The 24,289-nt window shown below is 62.7% G+C and carries 22 protein-coding genes; 4 read left to right on the forward strand and 18 right to left on the reverse strand.

All coding sequences use genetic code 11. The annotated features are described in order from the left end of the window. Positions 1-194: 194 nt before the first annotated feature. Positions 195-2,591 (reverse strand): TonB-dependent receptor, encoded by a 2,397-nt coding sequence (locus JR064_RS21485; protein WP_206231071.1) that lies wholly within the window; start codon positions 2,589-2,591, stop codon positions 195-197. 208 nt (positions 2,592-2,799) lie between these two features. After that, positions 2,800-3,216, reverse strand: a complete 417-nt coding sequence (locus JR064_RS21490) for a hypothetical protein (RefSeq protein ID WP_206231072.1) — start codon at positions 3,214-3,216, stop codon at positions 2,800-2,802. A 328-nt stretch (positions 3,217-3,544) separates the two neighbouring features. Here JR064_RS21490 and JR064_RS21495 point away from each other — a divergent pair, with 328 nt between their 5' ends. After that, complete coding sequence (locus JR064_RS21495) at positions 3,545-4,420, forward strand: hypothetical protein (protein ID WP_179570368.1); 876 nt, start codon at positions 3,545-3,547, stop codon at positions 4,418-4,420. A gap of 172 nt (positions 4,421-4,592) precedes the next feature. Here JR064_RS21495 and JR064_RS21500 read toward each other — a convergent pair whose 3' ends face one another. The 5 genes from JR064_RS21500 to JR064_RS21520 form a co-directional block, all read right to left on the reverse strand. After that, complete coding sequence (locus JR064_RS21500; RefSeq protein ID WP_206231073.1) at positions 4,593-4,997, reverse strand: calcium homeostasis modulator protein; 405 nt, start codon at positions 4,995-4,997, stop codon at positions 4,593-4,595. A gap of 513 nt (positions 4,998-5,510) precedes the next feature. Beyond that, positions 5,511-6,041: a hypothetical protein gene (locus JR064_RS21505; RefSeq protein ID WP_206231074.1), complete on the reverse strand. Its 531-nt coding sequence runs from the start codon at positions 6,039-6,041 to the stop codon at positions 5,511-5,513. A gap of 119 nt (positions 6,042-6,160) precedes the next feature. Then, on the reverse strand, positions 6,161-6,556 hold the full coding sequence (locus JR064_RS21510) for a VOC family protein (RefSeq protein ID WP_206231075.1): 396 nt from the start codon (positions 6,554-6,556) through the stop codon (positions 6,161-6,163). Then, positions 6,553-6,990, reverse strand: coding sequence for a hypothetical protein (locus JR064_RS21515; protein ID WP_206231100.1), 438 nt, complete (start codon positions 6,988-6,990; stop codon positions 6,553-6,555). The genes JR064_RS21510 and JR064_RS21515 overlap by 4 nt, the downstream gene beginning before the upstream one ends. Before the next feature lie 65 nt (positions 6,991-7,055). Next, positions 7,056-7,568, reverse strand: a complete 513-nt coding sequence (locus JR064_RS21520) for a hypothetical protein (RefSeq protein WP_206231076.1) — start codon at positions 7,566-7,568, stop codon at positions 7,056-7,058. A gap of 410 nt (positions 7,569-7,978) precedes the next feature. Here JR064_RS21520 and JR064_RS21525 point away from each other — a divergent pair, with 410 nt between their 5' ends. Next, positions 7,979-8,662, forward strand: a complete 684-nt coding sequence (locus JR064_RS21525) for a hypothetical protein (protein ID WP_206231077.1) — start codon at positions 7,979-7,981, stop codon at positions 8,660-8,662. Positions 8,663-8,708: 46 nt separating this feature from the next. On the opposite strand, the gene JR064_RS21530 is transcribed toward JR064_RS21525, so the two are convergent. The 3 genes from JR064_RS21530 to JR064_RS21540 all read right to left on the reverse strand — a co-directional run bounded on the left by JR064_RS21530 (position 8,709) and on the right by JR064_RS21540 (position 10,557). Continuing rightward, a complete protein-coding gene (locus JR064_RS21530; RefSeq protein ID WP_206231078.1) occupies positions 8,709-9,095 on the reverse strand; it encodes a hypothetical protein in 387 nt (128 codons plus the stop codon). Between the two features lie 285 nt (positions 9,096-9,380). After that, positions 9,381-9,908 (reverse strand): pentapeptide repeat-containing protein, encoded by a 528-nt coding sequence (locus JR064_RS21535; protein WP_206231079.1) that lies wholly within the window; start codon positions 9,906-9,908, stop codon positions 9,381-9,383. 250 nt (positions 9,909-10,158) lie between these two features. Beyond that, complete coding sequence (locus tag JR064_RS21540; protein WP_206231080.1) at positions 10,159-10,557, reverse strand: DUF4431 domain-containing protein; 399 nt, start codon at positions 10,555-10,557, stop codon at positions 10,159-10,161. Positions 10,558-11,651: 1,094 nt separating this feature from the next. On the opposite strand from JR064_RS21540, the gene JR064_RS21550 reads away from it, so the two are divergent. Continuing rightward, on the forward strand, positions 11,652-12,080 hold the full coding sequence (locus tag JR064_RS21550) for a Dabb family protein (RefSeq protein ID WP_206231082.1): 429 nt from the start codon (positions 11,652-11,654) through the stop codon (positions 12,078-12,080). A gap of 110 nt (positions 12,081-12,190) precedes the next feature. Next, the gene (locus tag JR064_RS21555; RefSeq protein ID WP_206231083.1) at positions 12,191-12,616 is read left to right on the forward strand and encodes a hypothetical protein; all 426 of its coding nucleotides are present in this window, start codon (positions 12,191-12,193) and stop codon (positions 12,614-12,616) included. Between the two features lie 181 nt (positions 12,617-12,797). On the opposite strand, the gene JR064_RS21560 is transcribed toward JR064_RS21555, so the two are convergent. The 8 genes from JR064_RS21560 to JR064_RS21600 all read right to left on the reverse strand — a co-directional run bounded on the left by JR064_RS21560 (position 12,798) and on the right by JR064_RS21600 (position 24,263). Continuing rightward, the gene (locus JR064_RS21560; protein ID WP_484607065.1) at positions 12,798-13,193 is read right to left on the reverse strand and encodes a SymE family type I addiction module toxin; all 396 of its coding nucleotides are present in this window, start codon (positions 13,191-13,193) and stop codon (positions 12,798-12,800) included. A gap of 514 nt (positions 13,194-13,707) precedes the next feature. Then, positions 13,708-14,073, reverse strand: a complete 366-nt coding sequence (locus JR064_RS21565; RefSeq protein ID WP_206231084.1) for a hypothetical protein — start codon at positions 14,071-14,073, stop codon at positions 13,708-13,710. An 85-nt stretch (positions 14,074-14,158) separates the two neighbouring features. Next, positions 14,159-14,707, reverse strand: a complete 549-nt coding sequence (locus JR064_RS21570) for a hypothetical protein (protein ID WP_206231085.1) — start codon at positions 14,705-14,707, stop codon at positions 14,159-14,161. A 118-nt stretch (positions 14,708-14,825) separates the two neighbouring features. Next, entirely contained in the window at positions 14,826-15,479 is a 654-nt protein-coding gene (locus JR064_RS21575) for a RipA family octameric membrane protein (protein WP_206231086.1), read from the reverse strand. A gap of 115 nt (positions 15,480-15,594) precedes the next feature. Beyond that, a complete protein-coding gene (locus JR064_RS21580) occupies positions 15,595-16,197 on the reverse strand; it encodes a DUF4145 domain-containing protein (protein WP_206231087.1) in 603 nt (200 codons plus the stop codon). 165 nt (positions 16,198-16,362) lie between these two features. After that, positions 16,363-16,671, reverse strand: coding sequence for a hypothetical protein (locus JR064_RS21585; RefSeq protein WP_206231088.1), 309 nt, complete (start codon positions 16,669-16,671; stop codon positions 16,363-16,365). Between the two features lie 692 nt (positions 16,672-17,363). Then, positions 17,364-21,176 (reverse strand): LamG-like jellyroll fold domain-containing protein, encoded by a 3,813-nt coding sequence (locus JR064_RS21595; protein ID WP_206231099.1) that lies wholly within the window; start codon positions 21,174-21,176, stop codon positions 17,364-17,366. 315 nt (positions 21,177-21,491) lie between these two features. Next, positions 21,492-24,263 (reverse strand): TonB-dependent receptor, encoded by a 2,772-nt coding sequence (locus JR064_RS21600; RefSeq protein WP_206231090.1) that lies wholly within the window; start codon positions 24,261-24,263, stop codon positions 21,492-21,494. Positions 24,264-24,289: the final 26 nt, after the last annotated feature.

Genomic DNA, 24,289 nt, shown 5'->3' on the forward strand with positions numbered 1-24,289 from the left:
TGATCATCGCAAGGCCTCGGCTGTCTTCTCAGACCATATGATGCCAAAGCAGGCAGGTTTTTAGAGGTGCCCTGAAGCCGCTCCTACACAGGCGGGCGCGACGGTGCAGCCCGTCAACCGACAGGCTGCGCCATCGCGGCGCTGGCCACCCGAGGCCAGCCGGAGCCGCTACAGGACTACCGGCCTTTTGCGCATCAATGCCAATGGACGTCGACCGACAGGCCCACGATGCGCGGCTCGTTGTACACCGCCGCCATGTAGTTCTCGATCACGCCCTTGAGGTTCTTCTCGTTGGTGATGTTGCGCGCGAACGCCGCCACTTCCCACGCGCCGTAGTCGCCGCTGTAGCCCAGCTTCAGGCCGCCTTCGAAGCTGCCCTTGGAATTGAACTCGGTCGAGTCGTACAGCACGAAGCTGGTCTTGCCCTGCTTGTTCCAGTCGGTGGCGACGAAGAACGCGCCGCCGTCGGCGACCGGGATGTCGTAGCGCGCGGCCAGGTTGACGTTGTAGGTGGGCGCGTTCGGCAGCGGATTGCCGTCGATCTGGGCGAAGGTGTTGGCGCCGACCTTGATCGTCGGATCGTTCACCGTGCACACCACCACGCCGTTCAGCGCGCACACCTGCGCGTACACCCGCTTGTCCTGGATCTCGCTGTGCAGCAGGCTCAGGCCGGCGCTCAGCGACAGGTTCGGGATCGGGCGCCAGTCCAGATCGGCTTCCATGCCGTAGGCCTTGGCCTTGTCGGCGTTGAACAGCACGCCGTTGCCGTTGGAGTCGTTGCCGTTGAGCTGGATGTCGTCGACCGTGTAGGTGAAGCCGGTGACGTTCAGGCGCAGGCGGTTGTCGAACAGGCTGCTCTTGATGCCCGCTTCCCAGGACAGGATCGTCTCCGAATCGGCGGTGGTGAAGTCGGAGTTGAACACCGCCGAACGGCCCTGGATGGTCGGGCCGCGGAAGCCGCGCGCCACCTTCGCGTACACGCTGACGTTGTCGTCGATCGCGTACATCGCGCTGAAATCCCAGCTCGGCTGCGTATCGGCCATGCGCACGTCGCGGCGGCCACGGTAGGTGACCACGCCGGCGGTGGTATCGGCGGTCTTGAGCAGCTTGGTTTCCTTGCTGTCGCGGGTCTGGCGCACGCCCGCGGTCAGGGTCAGCGCATCGGTGGCCTTGTAGGTCAACTGGCCGAAACCGGCCCACGAGGTGTTGCTGTTGCGCAGGCGCACCCAGTTGTTCGGGTTGCGCGCCGCGGTCTGCAGGAAGTACGCGCGCTGGTAGAAATCGGTGGTGTCCTTGCCGTCGAAGTAGAACGCGCCGGCCTGCCACTGCAGCGCCGCGTCGCCTTCGCTGGCCAGGCGCAGCTCCTGCGTGTACTGGTCCAGGTCGCGCACCTGGCCCATCGACTGGCCGTAGCCATTGGCCACGCCGTTGACCGGATAGTTCGCCGCCGCGCCGCCGTCGGTGTCGCCGCGGCTGTAGCCGGAGGTAGTTTCGTAGGCGCTGATCGAGGTCAGCGACACGCCGCCGAAGTCGTACACCCCCTTGAGCGAACCGCCGTGGGTCTTGTAGGCCTGCGGATTGTCGTGCGCCTCGTCGTAGGCCACTTGGTCGCGCGGCACGTCCACCTTATTGGAACCCTTGGTGACGGCATTACGCAGGAACAGCGTGGAGGTGCCGTCGTAGTCGCGGGTATGCGCCGAAGCCAGCAGCGAGAAGTCCTCGCTCGGCTTGAGCAGCAGCTGCAGGCGCGCGTTGCGGTCGTCGTAGCCGCCCATCGCGTCCTTCTTCGGCGTCACCGTGCCGTCGGCGCTGGGGCCGCTGTAGGTGTTGTCCACCCAATCGTCGCGGTGCTGGTACAACGCCGACACGCGGAACGACAGCACGTCGTTGATCGGGCCGCCGAAACCGCCGTCGAGCGAGGTGGTGCCGTAGCTGCCGTAGCTGGCGCTGAGCCGGCCGCTGTAGTCGTCGCTGGGCTTGATGCTGTCGAACTTGACGATGCCGGCGGTGGTGTTGCGGCCGAACAGCGAGCCCTGCGGACCGCGCAGCACTTCCACCTGGTCCAGGTCGTAGACCGGATTGGACTTCAGCACCACATGCTCCAGCACCACGTCGTCCTGGATGATCGACACCGGCTGCGAGGCGCCGAGATAGAAGTCGATGTTGCCCAGGCCGCGGATGTAGAAGCGCGGGAAGATGCGGCCGGTGGTGGTCTCGGCGTAGAAGCTGGGCACCCGGCCGGACAGCGCCAGCAACGTGTCGTCGCCGCCGGCGGTGTAGTTGCGCATCGCATCGCCCTGCACCACGCCCACCGACACGGGCACTTCCTGCAGGTTCTGCTCGCGGTGCTCGGCGGTGACGGTGATGGTGTCCAGCGAGGTCGCCGCATCGCCGGTCGCGGTGCCGCGCGTGGCCTGCTGCTCGCTACCGGCCAGCGACGGCGCCATGTCCTGGGCGGCGGCCGCGGTGACGATCGACGCCAGCAGCAGGCCGGCGCAGGCCTGGGCCAGGCGGTTACGGACCGGGGCAGCGGACAGGCGCGACGAACGCGTGGCCGAGCGGCACGCGGAAAGATCGGGATGCAGCAACATGGCGATTCCTTTGGGCTGGATGACGATTCCGTTCGGCTTGCGCAGCAGCCCGCGACGGCGCGCCAGACGATGGCGTAGCGCGGCACGATATGTCATCCATGTTGCAACTCCGTGGCATCGCCGGCATGCGCGTGACGGCATGCAACGAAAGCGCGGTCCTCGCCAGGAGGCCGGCCTGCGCCTGCAACTCGGTGCGTGCCGCGCCGCGTCAGTCGCTATCGATCCCGATCGCCGTCAACAGCAGGTTGGGTGAGTCATCACTCCCCGCCACTTCCGACAGCATGCCGGTGACGCGCACGATCTGCCCGGCGCCTTCTTCTTCCAGATGCGCTGCCTGGTCCTTGGTCACCGCCAGGCGCAGGCGCCGCACAGCGTCGTGGCGTGGCGCCTGACCGGCGGGCGTCGCCGCCACGCACACCGGCTTCGGCAGCACCAGCACCTCGCTGTCGGCATCGGCTGCAACAGCTTCACTGGCCGGCGCTGTTTTTGCGTGCGGCTCCAACTTGCCGGACAGCGTGACCTTGATCGGGCCATAGGGCAGGCAGTGCGGCTGCGCTGCCCGCGCGATCGGCGCGGCCGCCAGCGACGACCACAACAGCAACAGCGGCAACATCCGGATCGACATCGGCAGCACACACGCAGGGAAGACCGGCGCGAGGATACGCCAGCTTGATGGCCGTGGCGCGTCAGCTGTCCAGGCCTCATCACGCGGTTCCCGTCCGGGTTTCACCGGCACCAGCCATTGCAGGTCTTGGCGATCTCACAGCCGCAAGGAACTGCAGCCATGCCGTGCGCGATCCCGCTTTGCACATCCATGGCCGCGGCGAGCGGTTGCCTGCGGACCTCGCCGGATTCGATATCCGGTCGCATTGCCTCCTTGGACGCATGCCTGGCCGCGTAGTACCGTGCCGTGTCCACACGCGAAGGAGAGAGCAAGGATGCGGATCGGGATGATGACCGTGCTGCTGGCGCTGGCTCCCGCGGCGGAAGCGGAGGCGGAGGGAGGAAAGCTGGGATGGCTGCGGGCGCACGAGATCGTGGACCTGTGGCAAGACTTCTCCGTCAACGACGACATCATCGCCGAGGACTATGCGGGTTTCGTCCGCGCCGTCGATCTCGATGGCGACGGCACCGACGAGATCGTCTACCTCAACTCGTCGTACTGCATCGGATCCAGCAGCGACTGCCCCAACAGCATCGACGTCCTGCGCAAGCGCGTTCCGGGCAAGACCCCGTCCATCGGCCGGCGCGTCGACGAATGGGAAGCCAGGGCACGCAAGACCGGGTACGTCCCGGACGCCGGCGAGCAGATTCCCGGAGAGGTAATGGAACTGCAGACCAAGGGCAATCGCATCGACGTCACCTTCGTCGTCCGCGAGACCTCGCCGATCTGCCTGCGGCACCAGCGCGCGCCCGACGGCAGCGATCGCTGCCCGCCACCGGGACGCTACACCTGGGCCTATGCCTGGGCGCCCGGCAAACTGACGCGCCTGCCCGACAGCCGCTACGAGAAGAACGTGGCCAAGTCCCACTTCCCCGCACAGCTCCAAGGCAAATGGGTGATCGCAGGTGGCTCGTGCGAAAAAGCCGACGACCCTAGCCATTACCTCACGTTCGGCAACGAGCGAATGACCGGCATGGGCGAGGACATCTGGCCCAACCTCGTTACCCTGCTCGCACGGACGCCGTGGACCTGGCAGATCCTCACCGCCTCGGCGAGCGATCCCGACAAGGAAGTTGCCGCCGTCTTCATGCTGGGCCAGCGCGGGGATCGCCTGGTCGTCGCCGAAGAGTCGCGGGTGCGCACCTTCGATCGCTGCAGTTTCTAGACGAAGATCCTGACGGCAATCATGCGCAAGCGCCGCGCGATATGCCGCTGGATGGCCCCAATGCCCGCTTCCATCCGCGTGCGGGCAGCCGGGTTCGCGGAGAGCACGCGACCTACCGGGGATACGAAACCGCGCGTGACGACGGCCTCCTCTATACGAGGCCTCGAGCTGGCTAGCCCGCGTTCGCGCGAGCGCCCGCCACGGAAACTCCGAGCATGCGCATGATGGGACCGGTCACGAGCACGCCGAGGATCGAGCTCGGCGTCCCCCAGAAGAGGACAGAGACATAGATCATGGACGCCCCACCACCGGTGTATGGGCGTACGCAATCGGTGTAGTACGCCAGTCCCAGCCAGGGCGCGAACAGCAGGCAGCCGCCGACGGCGCGCAACGGGTTGGCCGTCGCCAGCGCGATGATTGGCGGCAGCAAGGGAACGAGCAGGAACATCCCCAACGCGGCAAGGAATTCCCGCAACCCGTGCTGGTAGCAGGCAAAGCTATTGAATGCTTGCAGGGCCACGACGCCAAGAATGGCGACAAGGCCATATGTCACTGCGCGACCGCGATTGATCAGCATGGACGTTGCGCCTGATGCGGGCCGATCCGCAAAGTGGGAGCGGCTTGTGGTGAAGCGTCGACAACATGCAGCGATGGCACATCTCTTTAGCGGATCGAACGAACTTCTAAATCACCACTTCCCGAAGTACGACGAAATGTCGAAATAGACGTCTCGCTCTTCGCCGGATGGCCGCGAGATCGTAATCAGGTCCATGACCGGTGGTCCGGACAGAAGCGACTGCGATTTTACCTGCGCACCGGGGTAGTGCTGATTGAGCCAGTCCCTTTCCGCTCGTATTCCCTGTCCTTCGCTGTGCGCAGCGGATAGATCGACTGCATGCTCCGGGGAAGAACCGTCGCCGTGGGCGATGTTCGCCCGCGGAGGCGACGCGGATTGGCAAGCCGAGAGACTTGTCGAAAGAACGACAGCCAACATTACACGCCGCATACGATTCCCCCTAGGTGATCCCGACATCCCTGGACCGCTCAGAACCGGCTGTCCCCCGCGGCCGGACAAGGCTGTCGCCTCGCGTCACTCGGCCACTACGGGCCGCTGGATCTTTTTACCACAGGTGGAACAGAACGCGTCGCTGCCCGCCACCTCATGGCCATCGGCGCATCGCTGTCGCGAGAGCAGGCGCGGTGTACGGTACGCCGAGTAGAGAATGGCGAAGGCGGCACCATAGAACACCAACCAATGCCCGGAGAATGCACGGATGACCGAAGCGTCACCGATCCTCTTGAGATCCTGCGCTTCGCTAGTCGCCATGATCCAGAAGAAGTTGGCGGCGGCATAGACGAATAGCGCGTATCCCGTGTAGCGCATCCATGGCGGGCATCCGGACAGCACCGTCTTCCAGTAGTCGCGGTGCGGCCTGCCCCGAGTGATACGGGTGGCGATCAGCACTGCGGGAAGCCACACCACGAAGATGCCGATGTGCAGCGACCAGACCAATGCACCGCCTGGAACCCGGAGTCCGAGCAGGGAGGCGACGTGGACGCAGAGGCTCAGCAGCAGCCCGACCGCCGCCAATGCCATGAAAGGGAGGAGTAGTGCGGCCATCGTTGCCCCTGATTGATACATGACGCCTGAGTCGGCGGAATCTCAAGACAGCTTGGAACGAATGCGTTGCCATAGAGCGCCACGGCCGCAGCGCGAACCGGCGCGGGCGTGACGAAGTGTCAGGTCGCGCGGGCGCGAACCTGCACGACATTGCCTTCCGGATCATGCCCATCCAAATGCAGTTGATCGCGCCAGCGCCACGCCGAGGCGAGCGGCTTGAAGGCACCGCCGCAGGATTCGGCCGCGGACCGGGCATGCTCCAGGCTCTCCACCAGGAACGAGCATTTGATTGGCGTCCCCGCTCTCACGTGGAGCGGCCCAGGTGCGGGAGCAGGCGCCCTGTCGCCCGCCATGCGAACCACGGCGATTTCGTAGTGGGCATTCCCCACCACCACGAAAGCGTCGTCCTGCTCCACAAGGTCGAGCGAAAGCGTCTTCCTGTAGAACTCGGCGACCCACTCGATGTTCCGGGCGTAGATCACGCTGAGGGCATGGACGGGATGCGAGGTGCTCATGCAATCGGCTCCGGTTCGAAGGCTTGGTTGGGCAGCTGCTGGCCGCACCATGGACAGAATCGCGCAAACGCATAGTGCTCGTTGATCGACCAGCACGCATCCTCCCCCCTGAACAGTCCGAACGCGAATCGGACCTCGGCGTCGGGATGCGTCGCAGCGGCGAGCATGTGGATGCAGCAGTACTTGCTCAACCGTTCGCGATGCGTCACACGCTCGGGAAACTGGGCGTCCAGCCAGCTGGCGCTCCACCGCTGGCACGCTGCGCACTCTTCGATATGCGTCATTGCCTCGTACGTCGTCCGGTCGGGGAAATGCGCTTCTTCGACGGCGATCATCCCTTCCAGCGTCAGCTTGAGCGCGGCATCCCCGTCGATGCGGTCGCGCATGCTCGCCATCGTCTGTCGGGCGGCAAGGCAGGTCTCGTCGGTCGTCATGTGCTGTTCGTTCGCTGCGATGCGTGAGATCGACCGAGCCGCAAGCGGCCTAGGTCGGCATAGCGTCAGGCAACATCCAGCGCTGCCTGCAGCCGCGAAAGCTTGTGGAGGTATTCGTCCGTGTACGCCCAATCGGGCTGAAGCCTTGCCCACACCGCTTGGCGCTTGAGCGCGCGTGCCGCGTAAGGCTTGGCCGAAGCATCGATCGCGCCCTCATCGGCGAGCTGGCCGAATGCCGTCGCCAGCACCGAGACGTCCGTGGTGAAGATGTACTGCTGATCGTCGAAATCGGGATCTTCGATCTGCTCGCGCACCGTGGACTCGTTGAAGATCGCGTCGGAATACTCGGACACCTCCATCTCTCCAACCGACTCGATCGTCCAGACGATGCAGTCCTCGAGCGGTTCACCTGGATGGTGCTTGCGCCATTCGCGGTACTCGTGAAGGGCGGTGTCTCCTTCGTCGGATCCGAACGGGGCAAGCTCGTCCGTGCAATCCCAGAAGAATTCATCCGGAATGATCTGGAGCGCGCGGGGATGGCCGTGTTCCTTGTCGATACCGCCGAGATCTTCTTCCATGATGTTCCCTCCTGCCTGTGCGGACTGAATGGGCGGGATTGTAGGGGCTTCGGTTGCCGAACGGGAGCAGGCGCTCAGACCTTTCGACAGGCTTGCGAGCCTCTTGCCTGACGACACCGAGGTCGGCGTACCGCTGGAACGTCTTAGCGCGTCCGGGCCGCCGCTGACATCAGGTTGTCCCCATCCTTGCCGAAGCAGGCGCTGGGGAGCGGGCGCGCTGCAATCGGTGCTCGTTCGCGGATAGCCACGCATTCGACCGCGAGGTGGTGCGCGGGCGCCTGCGTGTCCGCCTCGCGCTTCCCGAATAGCGGTGAAGCCGCAAATGGATGACGCCGGATCGCCTCGGGTCGCTTGACGCCAACTCGCTGCCATTGGCCCACACTATTGCCCCCACCCCTGGAGTGATCGAGATGCAGAAAGCTTGGCTGTTCGCCCTGTTGGCGATACCGGCGATGGCGCATGCCGCGCCGGACGATGCCGATGCGGCCACCTGCCGCAATGGCCTGTTCACCAACAGCCCGGCCGGGTTCGCGCTCGCCAAGGTCGCGGTACCGCGGTTATACCTGCTCGACGACAGCGACGGTTGCCCGGGCAAGGGCGAGGCCGCCTGCCGGCAGCGCGCCTACGTGGTCAAGGGCGATGTGGTGGTGCTGGCGCAGCGGCGCGACGGGTTTGCCTGCGCGTTCTATCCCAACAAGGTCGGCGGCAGTGCCGGCTGGGTCGCACAGGCCAGCGTGCAGCCGTTGCCGAGCATGGCCCAGCCGACGCCGCAGGCCTGGAACGGCCGCTGGCACGATGGCGACAATGAGCTGCAGTTGACCGCCAATGGCGACGGCAGCGTCACCGTCAACGGCGATGCCTACTGGCCCAGCGCCGCCCCGGATCCGGAGCAGGTGCCTGGCGGCCCGCACATAGGCGCCGTCACCGCGCGCGGCTATCCGGAAGGCAACCGGGTCGAGGTCAGCGACGACGAGTGCAAGGTCCGCCTGCACCTGCTCGGCGACCTGCTGGTGGTCGCGGACAACCTGCAGTGTGGCGGGGCGAACGTGAGCTTCGGTGGAGTGTATCGGCGAGAGGCGGCGGCGCGGCGGTGAGGTTGCGGCCAAGTAGCGACCACGGCCGTGCCGCCTACACTCGCTGTCAGGCCACCGTCGTTACGTGCACCGCGCGACGAAGCTTCGCGCGGTAGCTCCAGGCGAAGCACAGCGCCACGGGATAACCCAGCACCCGCAGGGGGTTGAGGAAGTGGACCCAGTAAGGGCGGCCATACCAGCGGGCGATGCGGTTTCGCAGGTACTTGTCGCTGTAGCCCCAGTCTGGCATCAGCATCCACAGCATCAATGGAAAGACAAGAAAGGCGTCCACCGCAAAGGATGCGCAGATGTCCCTGTAGAACAGCCGGTCGACCTCGTCCAGATCACCCATGCCGATACCACCCTTTTGCACCAGCGCCTGGCATTCGGTCTCGTCGATCCCGATCTCGGTCCAAGCGTAGGAGATGATTTCCCAAACGGTGCGTACGTCCATGAATGCGTCCCCCGTGAGGCGCCTGACCCTCTATCGGCCGTGCAAGCGCGGCATGGCACGATCCTCGCCGAGGCCCCGACGGCCGTCAATCATCGAAATGCCCAGGGCTGCCTCATGACCGGTCGCAAGACATATCGGCCTGGGCATGGTGGTCGAGCGCAGCGCCTCCGTTGCGGCAGTCCCCGTGCAGCGACCAAAAGGAACACAGCGAAGCGCGCCTATGGGATCGAGGCGATGTCGGCTCGTCCGGGGGGATGACTGGCTGCAGTGAAGCTCCGCTTACTTTTAACCACCGCCCGGCTCGTCCCCATCCGCGTCTGCCCAGGCAATTTCTGCGCGCTGCCGATCCGACAGCGGCAGAATGTTGCCTTGCGCGATGGTGAGGACAGTGCCAGCCATCAGCGCATCCGTGAAGATGCAATTCTCAAACGAGGAGCGGCGAAGATCTGATGCTCTCAGGTCTGCAGATTCAAACGACGTGTTGGAAAAGACGGATCCGCGCATGTCACTCTGCGTAAGCAGTGCAGATGAAAAATCCACGTGGGTGAATTCGTTCAAAGAGAGATTCGACTCCGAAAAATCCGTGTTCTGAAAAGAGACTTTACTGATCTCGGAGCGGCCAAAGAATGTGCGCGGCAAGGTCAGATTGCTGAGGTCTTCCCCGTCTATCGCCGTTCGAAAGAAGTTGACGCCCAATGGCTCCTCGTCATCGTATTGCGGGAGATGGTCGGGAACGGGCGGAACATCGCCAGGTTCCAAGTAGCTCGGCTGCAGGCGTAGGCAAGATGCTTCATAGCTTTGTCTAGTGCCCATGGATCCTCAGTGTCGGCTGACAAGACGTAAATCGCTCTGGATAGTATCCAGACGAATCGATTGCGGGAAGCGTACCGAGTCAGTCTTCGGTACGGCAGCCGCCAGGCTCACCACTTGTTCGCCGTCGCGCACAGGCATCTACAGCGTTCGGCCGACGACAACGCTCAGTTCTTCCGAAGCCGAAGTCAGATTGTCTTTTTTGTGAAGCTGAATCCGTTACCAGCAAACAAGCGTCGGTTTGGACGGATCGTTAGCCCGTCTTCCCACGTACCGGCGTCAACATGAGCGGCGTGTGGTGGTGTCCGGTTTCGGCCGGCCACAGTTCGCCCGGCAGGGTGATGCGCTTGCCGAGCTGAGGCCGGAATAGAGCGTATTGCCCAGGCTCCAAGAACAGTTGCAGGCGGCTGGCCGAGATGACGCCTTGCTCGGAATCGTGCACACAGACCGGCGCCGGCAGTCGCAGGACGAAATAGGTCTCGGCCTCGTCGCCGTCCTGGACGCTCTCGTAGTTGGGCGGGCCTGGGAAGGTGACGCGCTCGAGTACCCCAGTGAGCCCAACCACCGCCGGCTGACCGGGCAGGCACTGGGCGTTCGCAGCACTCGATGCCGCGGTGAGCAAGCTCAGCAAAAAGACGATATGTCGGAGCATGGGCGCTAACCGCTATTGGACCGCTTAAACACGGCATGCGATCCTCGCCGAGTCGTTGACTACCGTCAATCGACCCAAGAACTCGAAGGTTCCTAGCCTTTGCCAGCCAGGGGTGTAAGAACTGGGTCCGAGTCCAACCTTAAGGTGTTGCGTACAGAGAAGTGCGCTCTGACGCCATTTCCTCAAGTCCCACCGCATTCAACACGATTCGCCGCGAGTCACCAACAGATCTACGCTCATGTCAAGTGACGCATCCTCGCTAGGCAGTGCGACCGGGCTGTTGATGCCGGCTGCTATGACTGATTTGATCTGGCAAGCGGGAATTCCCTGCTCCAGAAGATAGTCATATACAAGTTGAGCGCGACGCCCAGACAACGCCATGCAATCTGCAGGGCTACACTCGATCTTGTTTGCTCTGCCCATCAAGTCGTAAGGAACAGCTGGATACTCCTTCAAGATCGAAACGTTCACGCGTAAGTTCTCGATTTGACTTCTAGCCGAGTTATCCAATGATTGCTCAAGGCTCTCCCCTACAAGCGGATGCCCTTGCTTGAAGTCGATCGTTCGCCAGTCAAGCGACGTCGACTGAACAGGACTTGCGGCTAGCGCCGCAGCGAAGACCGTCAGGATCCTAATTGAAGTAAGACGGATACTTGGCATGACACTTCACCCCTGATTGATCCGACGCACGAAGCGGCTTGTGCCTGACCGAACTGTTAGGCCTTTGCTAATCGAGAGGAGTCTAACGCTTGGGCGAGCCGCACTGCGAAGCGCTCTCAGCGTACGCCACGGCCACCGGCGCGGCGAGCAGAGCAGTGGCGCAGCCAGTGCCGAGTCAGTCCTCGGCGGCCAGGCTCACTACCAGCTCGCCGTCGCGCACGCGCAACTTCTTGCCGATGGCGAAGCCAACTCCTCCAGCCAGCGGCCGGACAGGTACACGGCGGCCCGCATGCGGGCCGGGCGTGACTGCTAGGTGCCGCCCGACTACGGCACATAGACCAGGTGAACCCCAACCGAGAAGCATAGGCCGATCGGTGACGACATTACCGTCCTATACTCGCAGGCCCGCAGACTATGAACTGAAGGGCCTGATCATGACCGATCGCACGCGCCGAGATCTCATCGTTGCCGCCACCGCGTTGGCGGCCGGCGTGGTTGCCGCCGGCTCCCGCGCGGCCACGTCCACGTCCGCCAACAAGGCATCGTTCCCGCCGGTCGTGCACCACGTGTTCTTCTGGCTGAAGAATCCGGATTCCAAAGAGGATCTAGCCAAGCTGCTCGCCGGTTTGCGAACGTTGGCCGGCATCGACACCGTGCGCGGCATCCACATCGGCGTGCCGGCGGAGACCGAGCAGCGCGGCGTCGTCGATGGTAGCTACAGCGCCTCGGAACTCCTGTTCTTCGACGATGTGGCCGGACAGAACGCCTATCAGGTCCATCCCATTCACAAGCAGTTCGTCGCCGATTGCGAGCACCTGTGGCAGCGCGTGGTCGTGTATGACGTCAAGGCCGCCGCGCCGTAACGCATTTGCAGCTAGAAGTGCACGCTGACTCCATCCTTTGGAAGTCTGCTCAGATTGACTTCTTAAGTGAACTTGACCCTGAGGTTCTGCAAAATCCTATAAGGAAGCCTATGAAAGCCTCGACAATTTCCTTAGTCGTGGTAGCAAGTGCCGTAAGTGCGATCGTCGGCGGCGTGGTGGGCGGTAGTTATGCGCTTTCCCGTACCGAAGCGTCTGCCGCCGCATGGCACTGGTTGGATGCATCGGCCATGCTCGCCAATGCCAACGGATCGCCGAAGAACGCAGAGCAGCAGCGGGATTCGCTCAACGCGAACTTCGTGGCGCAAACCCGCTTGTTGGCAAGCACCTTGGGTGAGGTGAAGGACGATGCTCTGCACGCCCGCGTAATCGAGCGTGCCAAGTCGCTCTCTGCCCATCCCGATGCGATTGCCGAAACATCGCTGACCTTGGAGCAACGAAAAGAAGCGTTGACGGCGCTCTCCTGCCTTGCCGGCGCCGCCGATGGTGAGTCCCTGCAGCGGTGTGCAAAGGGCTGACTACATTGCAAGCAAAGAAGGAGCGAAGAATCGCTCCTTCTTTGCTTAGCTACATCGCGAGACACAGGTAGCCTCTGCACACCCAAGAAGACCGGCTGCGCTTATCGATCACCTCGCCATGGCCCCGACTGTCAGCATTAACTGACCACATACCCATTGCGCCCGATGCACGGCAGTCGGTTCAGTCCTTGGTGGCCAGGCTTACCACCAGTTCGCCGTCGCGTACGCGCACGTGCAGCTTCTTGCCGATGGCGAAGCCCAGTTCCTCCATCCAGCGGCCGGCCAGGCGCAATGCGGGCATGCGCTTGCCGTTGGCGGCATGGCCGCAGCCGACGGTGCAGTGCTGCGGTGGGCGCGTGCGGCGCGGGGCGCGTTGCTGGCGGGCGAGATCGGCGGCGTCGGACGCGGCGATCTGCTCGGGCGTCAGCATGGGGATGAGCTCGGACTCGACGATGGTCCAGTTCGGGCAGCAGGTTGCCTTGCGCGTGGCACGCTTGCGCGTAGGGGCGGGACGGGATGACGGTGGATGCATGGCGAAGCCCTCCTTGACGGCCAGAAACCCGCCGCCGATCGGCATCGGGATGTCGGGAGGTTAGAAACCGCTAGTAGACGGCGGGCGTATTTCCCCGAAGGGTGTTGTATTAGCCGCCCTCCCGACGCAGGCTACGCGTCGTCTTGCACCTGAGGATCAGGCACAAAAAACCCACCGGTTTGTCGGAGGTGGGTACCGCTACTAGAGGAGTTTCTACGCTCCTTGGGATGCAGATTGCTACTAGCTACCGTGGATGTCAAGTAGTGGAAAAGCACTAGCACAGAAGTAAAAGTAAACCTGGCCCCGTTACCTCAACCTTTCTCGATACTAAGCAGAACAATGTCTTTGTCTTTCTTTGTGATGAAGGCCCGGAAATTGCTGCTTATACGCATTACATAGATTTCTTCGGTTGCGCCTGTTACTCGCCGAATTGATGAGTTGCTCTCAAGATTTGTTGCGTTTAGAGACTCAAGCCTCGACAGTAGCTGTTGTAGCGGGAGCTGTTCGCGGACTTCAGTTCTCTGTAATGTTTCTTGCGCGGGCTTAGAGAGAAGTATGCTCATTTTACCCCCAAATTCTTTAGAAACATCTTGGAATCTACCAAAGATGCCTGTTCTGGATTTTTCTGTATCAACGCAGCAAGCCCTTCAAGCTTTGCTTTTCGCATAAGGGCAATGCAGTGCAAATCATCTGCATATTTCATAACATTCTCATCGTAATTTAAAAATCTTACATGGATGAAAATCCAGATTCCGGAACTTAATGCCAGCAACCAGAAAGAAGAGACTTGGGTTAATAGCGACCACGTCAATATACCTTTAGGCATTATCTGGCTTGCCATGATGCTTGATAAGACACCAATAACTACGGTCAGAATTAGTGTTACTGATAGCCGTAGACGCGGTGATTTTGCTATGTATTCCACACGGCCCCCATGCATAGCTCTTGTGGCTAACTAATCAAGCCGACCCGCGAAGCGGGCTCGGCTTGAATGAATTTTAGATGCGCGGCTAAATCCCGTCAGCAATTCGTTGGATTTCTGGCCTGAGGGATCCATAATTAAACTCAAAGCCAAGCACTACAAAAATCTCGTTTTTTGGATCAACAAGCTTGAAAATATGGCCGTATTGGATCTTTGCCACTTGGTATGCGCCGATTATTGGGTCGGGAAATATCGTTCCCGAATCCAGCCCGAGGAAGTAACGATCCAAGCGCTCGTCAAAGTGCTCTAGTGAATCTCTCAATGCCCTATCTTTGAGAGGCGACTCATCCGTCACACCAAATGCTTCACGCAACTTGGAGCCTCGCGCTTCAGCCAAGGTGGCAAAAGGGGAATTCCTCTTGCTGTTTTGCTTAGACGGCCAAAAGTAGCGAGATAGGTTTCCACAATGCCCGAGAGCCTCATGCACAGAACTCACGGCCTCAGCGTCGTCCTTCGCCTTACACGCGACGTCAAACCGCTCAAAGGCATGCAATGCTCGGCTAGCGCTGTGGTAAAGGGCGCGGCCATAGATTTCCCGAAAGTACGGAACAACTCCGCCCCATTCACGTGCAACCAAAGTGGCTCTGCGTTCAAGTTCCTGATTGTCTAGATCATTGGGTCGCAATGCACTGCCTCCGCACATCTAATACCTGAATTAAGCCGCGCCGCGAAGCGGCGTCGGCTTGAATGAATTGTTAGACCAATGGCTCAATATGCGACTTTCTGAGATCAGCTGTATGACCGTGCGTGCCTTTGTAAGTGCGGCCCGCCGTTACAAATCCGATGCAACAAAGAAGTGTCCCCGAAACAAGAACTAGGTGCTCAAGGTCAAGCGGCGCATGGAGGCTGAATGGGCGGAGAGACTCGAGCAGCAGGACTGTCCACATAAAAACAACGAAGATGCTGATTATTTGATTGATGCCGGACACAGAAACCGCCCAAGGGCCGGTGGCGATCTCCAGTGCCTGCTCTGCTATGCCGATGGGTTTACGGCGGCGTAGCACGGTCTTGAATAGAGGGCCGACGACCTCAGACTCAAGCATGTCTACGTGGTTTTCCCAGTTCTCTTGCCACTGCTTGCTGCCTCGATTAACGCAGTGCCAGCCAAACGAAAAGAGAAGACCCAGGCAAGAAAGCATTACCGAAAGATCCGTCTTGTCCGAAACTGATGACGATAGTTGGATGGCAGAGTATCCCGCCAATGTCGCAGCGATGAATGTCCAAAAATAGGTCGCGCGCTTCCAATAAAGCTCAATTTCGAACTTTCGGGTGTCAATGGCGTACTTGAATGTCTCGGAACGCTTATCAAGCGGAAAAGACGCTAGATATTCTCTCTCAGATATCTTCATTGTCGATCCATTGGCTCAACTACTATTGAACTGCCTAAACGCGGAATAATGTGATACTCGCTGAGTCATTGAACTTCGTCAACCGGGCCAAAAAATCTATAGCTCCTTGCCGTGATCACGTTTTACCCAAGCGTTTCTTGATTCCCGCTGCTAGAGCAGGCGCAACGTAAAGTACGTGTAGGAACTGCTCTGCCAGATGCAATACGTCCGCTGCATCATCTTGAGCGACTTGTACTCCATTGGGATGCGCCGCGTCGTTTCCGACCCATCGCACCGCATCTGCCCACTCTTTCAGGTCGGTTGTGATCTTTCCGCTCTGCTGAAGATCGGCTACTTGCGAAACTAGCTTTTCGCCCTTTGCTCCCTTATCGATCGAAGCAACCTGCATTGCGCGACGCGCCATAACAGCAGAAGCGCGATAAGCGCCGGCGCTGAAGCAGATCTTTGCCTCGTCGAGATCCGCACGAATCAAATCTGGGATGTCTTGCTCAGTTGGCTTTGGCAATGGCCTCGGATATATTCTATCGCCTTTGTTCAGTACCAGAACTGGCTCTTCGCAGGCATTACAGACGCCGATCCACCACACTTTTCCGTTGCTCTTCTGCCAGAAAGCGCGAGTGGTGTACTCATCGTAGTCGTGCTTGTATTTGACGGGCGCCGGCGTAAGGGCCGTGTGCTTATGACAATGAGGGCAGTATATTGAGAGTGCTTCAGCCATGGAATCTCACTAGCGGCTAACGCCTGATTAATCCGACCCACAACGCGGGTTCAGCTTGAATGAATATGCAAAAATTTGGGTCAGAGTAAAACTTCGAAGCTGCCACGTACGAGAGTAGTGCATTCTGACCCCATTTGCGCCGAGGGCACTTCCTAGAATGCCAATTTATACATTCAGAAAGCTGTTACCGATCTTGTTGACGAGCGCAACTTCGAACCACCCTTCAATTCCCAACTCCGCCTTTGTGAAACAAATTCTCACCACGTTACGCCTCATCTTTCCAAAATCCGGCCTAATTCGCAACACAGTTATCGCAACAGGTGATTGGCCGGTGAAACCAGTGTTGACGTCAATTTGGAAATCTTCTTTTTTTGTATATCCAGTAGACGTGACGAAAAGTTCGATGGCATCATCCGTGATATTTATGCCATGCAGCACCTCTACTACTTCTTGCATTTTCTCGTCATTAGACATGACATTCCTCTCCAGATATAATTACCGGCTTAGAAAATAATCACCCGGACTTTGACTAGCCGAGAGCGGCCAAGCTTTTGATTAACGGTTGAAACTATTGCCTATTTGTTTTCTTTGGCATTGCTGGATAGCCTGGGTCAGAGTACACCTTCAGATTGACGGACACGGAGAAAATTCAGTCCGACCTCGACAATTCCACTGAACTGGTCTCCTTGCCATTAATCTCTTAGCTTAAAAACTAAGGCTTGTGCCGACGGTATTGATTGTTGGTGCTTGGACTACGGTAGCTACCGCCCTTATGCGAAGAGCCGTGGCCCGACGAGTAGTGACCGCCATGACTGGAGGTGTGATGTGCGCCGGACGCGCGGACTCGGGCGTCCGCAGATGCGGCGGCCAGGCACATGGCGAATCCAGCCAGCGCCGTGATGATCGAAACTCTGGTGAACATCGATTCCCCCTGAGAAATGTCGAGTTCTAGCTTTCCTGACGCATACTGAGGCGAGCGCCGCACAGCGCAAGCACGCGCAACCGTTCAATAAAGCCCGATGGGAGTCCCCCTCCCAGATAGACGATTCGTTGTAGCACGACGCGATGCGGCGCGTGGAGACAAATGTAAATTCTGTCCCGAAGTCGCTTCCTTGCGACGACGTCTCCCGCTATCGAAGGTGGTGCTGCTGGCTTACCCTGCTGGATCAGGGCAACTCCATCGCGTTATTGCGCTGCGTCACCTCGTCCACCTCGCTCTCGCTGACTACCCGCAACCGGCCACCCTTGGTACTGGCGCCCGCCGGCACCGCCAGCCGAACGTTCGCAGTCCTAGGCTCCAAATCCCGCGGCGCCTCCAACGCAGCAAACGCCGCCCGCGCCACTTCCCGGCCACGCGCGTCTTCCAGCACCACGTATCCCGCCGGCGCATCCGCATGGCCAAGGCTGTGCACGGTGACCTCGATGGCCTCCGCACTCACCCGCACATCGCCACGCCCGATTCCCAGGTCCGGGCGCTGCTCGACCGGCACCGCGGCAGGCGCGATGAGTTCAAACTCCATCACCACCGTCTTGCCGGCGGGGAATTCCACGTCCACCGCCCCGCTCTTCTCGAACGCGAACTCGCGCGTCGCAGCCTTGCCATCGATGCGCCCACCGCCATCGCGATCGACGCCCGAACGCATGCGCCACTGCCCGGCCGCCACGTTCCACCCCGTCATCTGCGCCCGCTGCAGCTTGCCGCCGCTGTTATAGCCGATGACAGTAAAACGATCCTGCCGCGGCTTGGGCAGCAGCAGGGCGACCTGCACCGCACCTTCGGGGTCGGCGAAGCGCCAGCTGACGGTGTGGCCCGGGTAGGTCTGGTTGCGCTTGAGCGCCACGCCGCCCAGGCGGGCGCGCTGCAGGTTCACGGTGGGCGATTCGACGCGGTCGCTCCACCAGTGGCCTTCGGTGTTCATGTAGAAGCTCTGCAACTTGTCGCGGGTCTCGGCGCGGTACAGGGCTTCCAGCCAGGCGGTGTCGCCGCTGGCTTCCCAGGCGGCGTGGTGGGCGAAGTCGGGGACGGCATCCGGTTTGGCGGCGGCCTTGGCCAGGTCGTCGCCCCAGCTGTCGCGCTTGCCGAGCAGGTCGAGGACGTTTTCGTTGAGCAGCGACAGGCCGTTGGGGCCGGCGTTGGCGACGCGGTAGTCGATGGGCTTGAGGTAGCGCGCCTCGCCGGTCCAGCGCCAGGCGGCCCAGAAGGTGTGCAGGGTGTCGGCGCCGCCGCTGCCTTCGAACAGTTCGCCGCCGCGGGTCTTGCCCGTCTTCCAGTTGATCTCGTTGGGCAGCGCCCATTGGCCCTTGGCATTGGTGTAGGCGTGGGCGAGGTAGCCGTCGGCCAGGCCGGTGACGATGCGGCGGCTGTTGGGGTCGGCGTTGTAGCCGCCGAGCAGCATGGCCGGGTGCAGCACCGGGAACGAGTAGGGTTTCTGCCACTGCCAGTTCGGTTCGCGGTAGACCTTGCGCCCGCCGAACCAGTTGCTGGCGAACAGCAGGTGGCCCTGCGGGTTGACCTGGATGATGCGGTCGAAGGCCTTCACCGTGCGCATCAGCCGTTCCACCGTCAGCGGGTCGCCCCAGTTGAGGTAGAGCATGGCGCTGTTGATGTTGATGCCTTCTTCGTAGGAATGCAGTTCGTCGGTCTCGATGGTGGAGAGGCCGTCGGTGAACATGCCGTTGCGGTAGTTGGCGTCGGACAGCGCGGTGAGTGAGGCGTTGAGCTTGTCCGGGTCCACGCCCATCAGGGCGACGCCGGGCCATTGCTGGGTGAGGTCGGAATCGTCGGAGATGCCGCCGCCGAAATCGCCGTAGGCTACCTGGCGCTGGTCGATCCACCAGTTGATGTAGCGGCGCGTGGCCTTGAGGTCTTCCAGTTGCCAGAACGCCCAGGCCGGCACGCCCTTGGGCGGGGTGGGCAGGTCCACCGGCAGCGCGCCCTGGTTGCCGTAGCTGATGTCGTTCCAGTATTCGCGGCCGAGGGCGTTGTCCGGGTCCACGCGCAGCAGGTCGTTGATGTCCGCATCCAGGCGCGCGTACAGCAACTGGCGCTTGGAGGTGGTGTGTTCCTCGACCAGGAAACCCCAGTTGTCCTTGACCTGGTTGAAGCGGTCGGCGATGTGTTCGGCCTTGGCCTGGGCGCGCGGCTTGAACAGCAGGCGGATCTGCGCGCCGTCCAGCGCGCGCGCGTCGAAGCCGGGCGCGGCGGAGGCGATGCTGAGCATCAGGCTGTCGTTGGTGAGGATGCGGTCGCGCAGGTCCAGCCACAGCGTGCGCGCCTGGCCGGGCTTGACCGACACCGACACGTCGAGCATGTCGCGCGCCGGCCAGATCGGATCCTTCACCCGGATGTTGAGCGGGATCAGGCCGTCGTGGGTAGCCGGCAGGTTCAGCGCCGGCAGGTCGATGGCGATGCCGTCCAGGCCGTCGTGCATGTTCTCCCAGCCGTAGGACCAGCTGCGCATCAGCGGCTGGTCCGGCGGGGCGTCGCCGAGGCTGGAGGGAATCAGGACGTGCACGATCGGCAGCGACGGCGCGGCGGATTTTTCGTCGCCGCGCTTGCGCGCCGGCGCCTTGCTCGGCAGCGCGACCACGGTGCTGCGTTCGGCCTGCGGATAGCGGCCGGCGATGTAGCTGCGCAGCGTGGCGAGGTTGGCGTAGTCGGGCGCGATGTCGCTGCGCACGGTGTAGCTGAGCGTGGCGCTGGGGTCGGACGGCGGCGCGCCGGCGCTGACGTCGTAGGCCCAGATTTCCTGGATCGGGGTTTCCTGCGCGGTGTTGGCGAAGCGCAGGTGGCCGCCGCGGCGACGCTCGAACTGGTCGACGCTGCGCACGGTGCCTTGGCTGCGCTGGAACAGCGGCGCGGGCGTGGCGCCGGCGGCGGCGTAGCTGGCCTGGCCGTAGGCGGCGCCGCGCAGTTCGATGCGGTTGAACGGTTCGTCCGGTAGCGTGAGGTCCAGCGCCTTGCCGCCTTCGACGTAGACGTTCCAGTCGGGCAGCTGGAAGTAGTCGTCGCGGCCGGGCAGGCGCGAGCGGTTGTAGACGCCGGGCCAGGTGGTCTCGGCGATGCCGTCGGTGGCCTTCCACATCCACTGCTTGAGGTCCTTGGCGTCGGCGAATTCGACCTTGCGGATGCGGGTGGACGGTGCGTCCAGCGCGGGTGGGGCGTGGCCGTGGTCCCAGCCGAAGCGATGCAGCCAGGCGTTGCGTGCCGCGTCGGCGCGCGGCGGTTCGGCAGTGCGCGGTTCCTGCTGGCGCGCCAGGGCGGCGGCGCCGGCGGCGTCGAGCATGCGGTCGTAGACGCGGATCTCGTCGAAATCGCTGCCGCGCAGGAAGTTGTAGCGGCTCTGCACCTGGTGCGGCGCCATCACCCGCCCGGCCAGGCCGAGCTGGTCGAGTGCGGCATCGAAGTCGAGCGAGCCGCCGTTGGCGCAGGCCTGCGCGCAGTCGGCGCGCGCGGCTTCCTTGCCGTCCACGTACAGGCGTACGCCGCGGGTTTCGTCCCAGGCGAAGGCGAGGTGGGTCCAGACGCTGGCGGCGGGATTCTTGTCGAGGGTGAACGACACGCGGGTGCGCGCCAGGTTGGCGTCGGTGACGAAGGCGTCGAAGCCGTGGCCGTTCCAGTCGATGCGCAGCCAGGCCATGTCCCAGCTGCTGTGGTCGGCGTAGCCGACGCGGAAGATCACGAACGGCGCTTCGCCGACCGGATAGCGCGAGCGCCAGAAGAAGGAGAGCGTGCCGCGTTGGGTGTAGAGGTTGCCGGGCGCGTTCCAGGCGAGGACGCCGTCGTCGGCCCATTCGATGGCGTTGCCCTTCACGCCGGTGGGGACCAGGGCGACCTTGTCGCGGAAGTTGGGTTTGGCGTCGCCTTGGGCGATGTCGGCGTCGAAGCCTTTGTCGGCGGAAACGCGGAACAGGAGGTCGGGGGCGGTGGTGGTGGGTGCGGGGGCGGCGAAGGCCGGGAGTGCCAGGCAGGACAGCATGGCCAGGCAGTGGGCCAAGAGGCGGTTGCCGGTGGTGGGGGGTGTTTGGCCTGTCCGTGCGGAGCAGCGCGCGTGCGGGGCGGGGTCGCGCGATGGTGGGTGCCTGTCGCGGCTGAAGCCGCTCCTACAGGGGAACATCGTAGCGGCAGCGCGCTCGGCGCTGCGGCGGATTTCGTCTTCCATATCGCTCCTTTGCGATCGCCGTGCGCGCGTGCCACCGCATGGCGATCCTCCCTACCCCCGATCCGGCGAGTATGCAGGCAGCGGCGCGCTGCCGGTGCCGCGCACGAGGCGCGACACCGGCGGGCGCAGACTTCAGAACTTGTAGCGCAGGCCGAGCAGGTACTGGCGGCCGGTCTCGCTGTACTGCAACGGCAGCTGCGAGGTGGAGCCGACCCATTCGTCGGACGGTTCGTTGGTCAGGTTGATGCCTTCCAGGCTCAGCTCCAGGTGATCGTCGATCTTCCAGCTGATCGAGGCGTCCACCGTGTTGACCGCGGTCATGCCGTGCACGTCGAAGCCGGTTTCGGTGGCCGGCACCTGGGTCAGGTACTCGTCGCGGTGGGTGTAGGACACCCGCGCGCTGAGCTGCTCGCCCTGGTAGAACAGGGTGCCGTTGTACGAGTTCTTCGACAGGCCGGTCAGGTCGGTTTCCAGCGAGGCCGCACCGGTCGAGGTCAGGTACTGGATCTTCGAATCGACGTAGGTGTAGTTCAACTGCACGCCGAGGTTGCTCCACTTGCCCGGCAGGAACGCGAAGGGCTGCGTGTAATTCAACTCGACGCCCTTCAGGTCGCCGCCGGGGGTGTTGAGCGGCACGCTGAACACGAAGTCGTCGTTGACGCTGGCACCGGTGCCGTCGAGCAGGCTGGCCGGCAGGCCGCTGGCCGAATACGGCTGGGTCACGCGGGTGGTCTGCACGAAGCTCTCGATGTCCTTGTAGAACACCGCCGCGCCCAGCATCGCGCCGTCCTGGAAGTACCACTCGAAGCCCAGGTCGGCGGTCTTGGCGCGGATCGGTTCCAGATCCGGATTGCCGCCGCTGACGGTGCGCGCGCCGCCGGACACATTGACGGTGACGCCCGGGGTCAGGCTGCCCAGACCCGGACGCGACATCACCTTGGCCGCGCCGAAGCGCACCAGGAAGTCCGGCGAGAGTTCGGCGACCAGGTTCAGCGACGGCAGCGTGTCGTTGTACTCGCGGTTGACCGTGGTCTGCACCACTCCGGTACCGACCGTGGCATAGCCGGTGGATTCCTGCTTGGTCTTGACGTAACGCACGCCGAGGTTGCCGTTGACCGGCACCGAGCCGATGTCGAAGCCGAACTGGCCCATCAACCAGGCGCCGCGGTCCTTCTCTTCGACGCTGCGCGTGTTCACCGCACGCTCGGCCAGGGCGAAGGTGCCGGTGCCGCTGTAGATGTCCAGCGCATTGGCCACCGCATCGAGGTCCGGCACCACCCAGCTGCCCGGGCTGCCGCTGACGCCGCCGAGATTGGCCAGCTCGGTCATGTTGACCGGCACGATGCGGGTGCCGCCGGCGAAGGTGGGGACCGACACTTCCGAGGCGCGACGCAGTTCCTTGGTCTTGAACGTGTAGTCCTTGGCCAGCACGCCGCCGCGCAGGCTGAAGCCCGGGCCCAGGGTCCACTCGAAGTTCAGGCTGCCGGTGTCGAAGGTGTTTTCTACGTACTGCGGACGCAGGCGGATTTCCGCCAGGGTCCAGCCGCTGCCGTCGGTGGGATCGACACCGTAGTTGAAGACCGGCGAACGGCTGTTGCCGCGGTAGTCGTACGAATAACCATCGACGTTGAGCTTGTCCATGATGATCGTGGTCTGGATCGGGTTCTCGTGCTTGGAGCTGGAGGTACCGATCTGGCCGTCGATCTTGAACGAATCGCTGAACTTGTGCTCGCCGTTGAGGGTGAGCTGCTTGAACACGGTATTCCACTCGTCGTAGCGCTGCTCGGAGCGGATGTCGACGTCGTCGAACTCGCCGTACAGCAAGGCGCCGGTGTTCGGATCGATGTAGCCGTTCTTGACGATGGTCTGCGGCTTGCCGCCCTGCGAGGCGCCACGGCTGAAGGAGATCGCCTCGATGTACTTCTCGGTGCGCTTGGCGTCGATCTTGGAGTACAGGCCGTCCAGCGAGAACTCGGTGTTCTTGCTCGGCTTCCACTGCAGCGAGCCGGTCACGCCGGTGCGCTTCTGCTCGTGCTCCATCAGCGTGTAGCGCGGGAAACGCGGGTGGAACACGTCGGCGCTGCGCGCGGCGGCGAACGGCGAGGCGGCGCTGAAGTTGCCGTTGCTCGGGCCGTTGGCCCAGCGCCCGCTGTTGCTGCCTTCTTCCAGGATCTGCCGCTCCGAGTACGCCACCGACAGCAATGCGCCGAAGGTGCCGTCGGCCCAGGTGTTGGCGATCAGCCCGGCCACGCGCGGGTCGGCCTTGTCGGACATGTCGTTGTAGCCGGCCTGGCCGTTGAGGGCCAGGGTGAAGCCGTCGTAGTCGAACGGGCGCGCGGTCTTCAGGTCCACGGTGGCGCCGAGCGAGCCTTCCTCGACGTCGGCCGAGGCGGTCTTGCGCACCACCAGCTGGGTGAACAGGTCCGAGGCGAACACGTTGAAGTCGAAGCCGCGACTGCGGTTGGAGCCGCCGGACTGGTCGGAGCCGCCGACCGTGGTCAGCGCTTCCATGCCGTTGACCCGCACGCGGGTGAAGTCCGGGCCCAGGCCGCGCACCGAGATGCTGCGGCCTTCGCCGGCATCGCGGGTGATGACCACGCCGGGGATGCGCTGCAGCGATTCGGCCAGGTTGAGGTCGGGGAAGTCGGCGATGTCCTCGGCCACGATGGCGTCGACCATGCCGGTCTCGCCACGCTTGAGGTCCAGCGCCTTCTCCACGCTGGCGCGGTAGCCGGTGACGGTGACCGTGTCGAGCTGGGTGGCCGGCTCGGTGGAGCCGGTGGCGGGCGCAGGATCCTGCGCGGGAACGTCCTGCGCCTGAACCACGCCGGCCTGCAGAGCCAGACCGATCGAGAATGCGAGCAAGGTAACCGGTGTCTTCCGGCGTTCGGTACGAGATTGCATGTCCTCCCCTCCCAAGGGTTACATGA

This window comes from Xanthomonas bonasiae, from assembly GCF_017163705.1.
Lineage (GTDB): Bacteria > Pseudomonadota > Gammaproteobacteria > Xanthomonadales > Xanthomonadaceae > Xanthomonas_A > Xanthomonas_A bonasiae.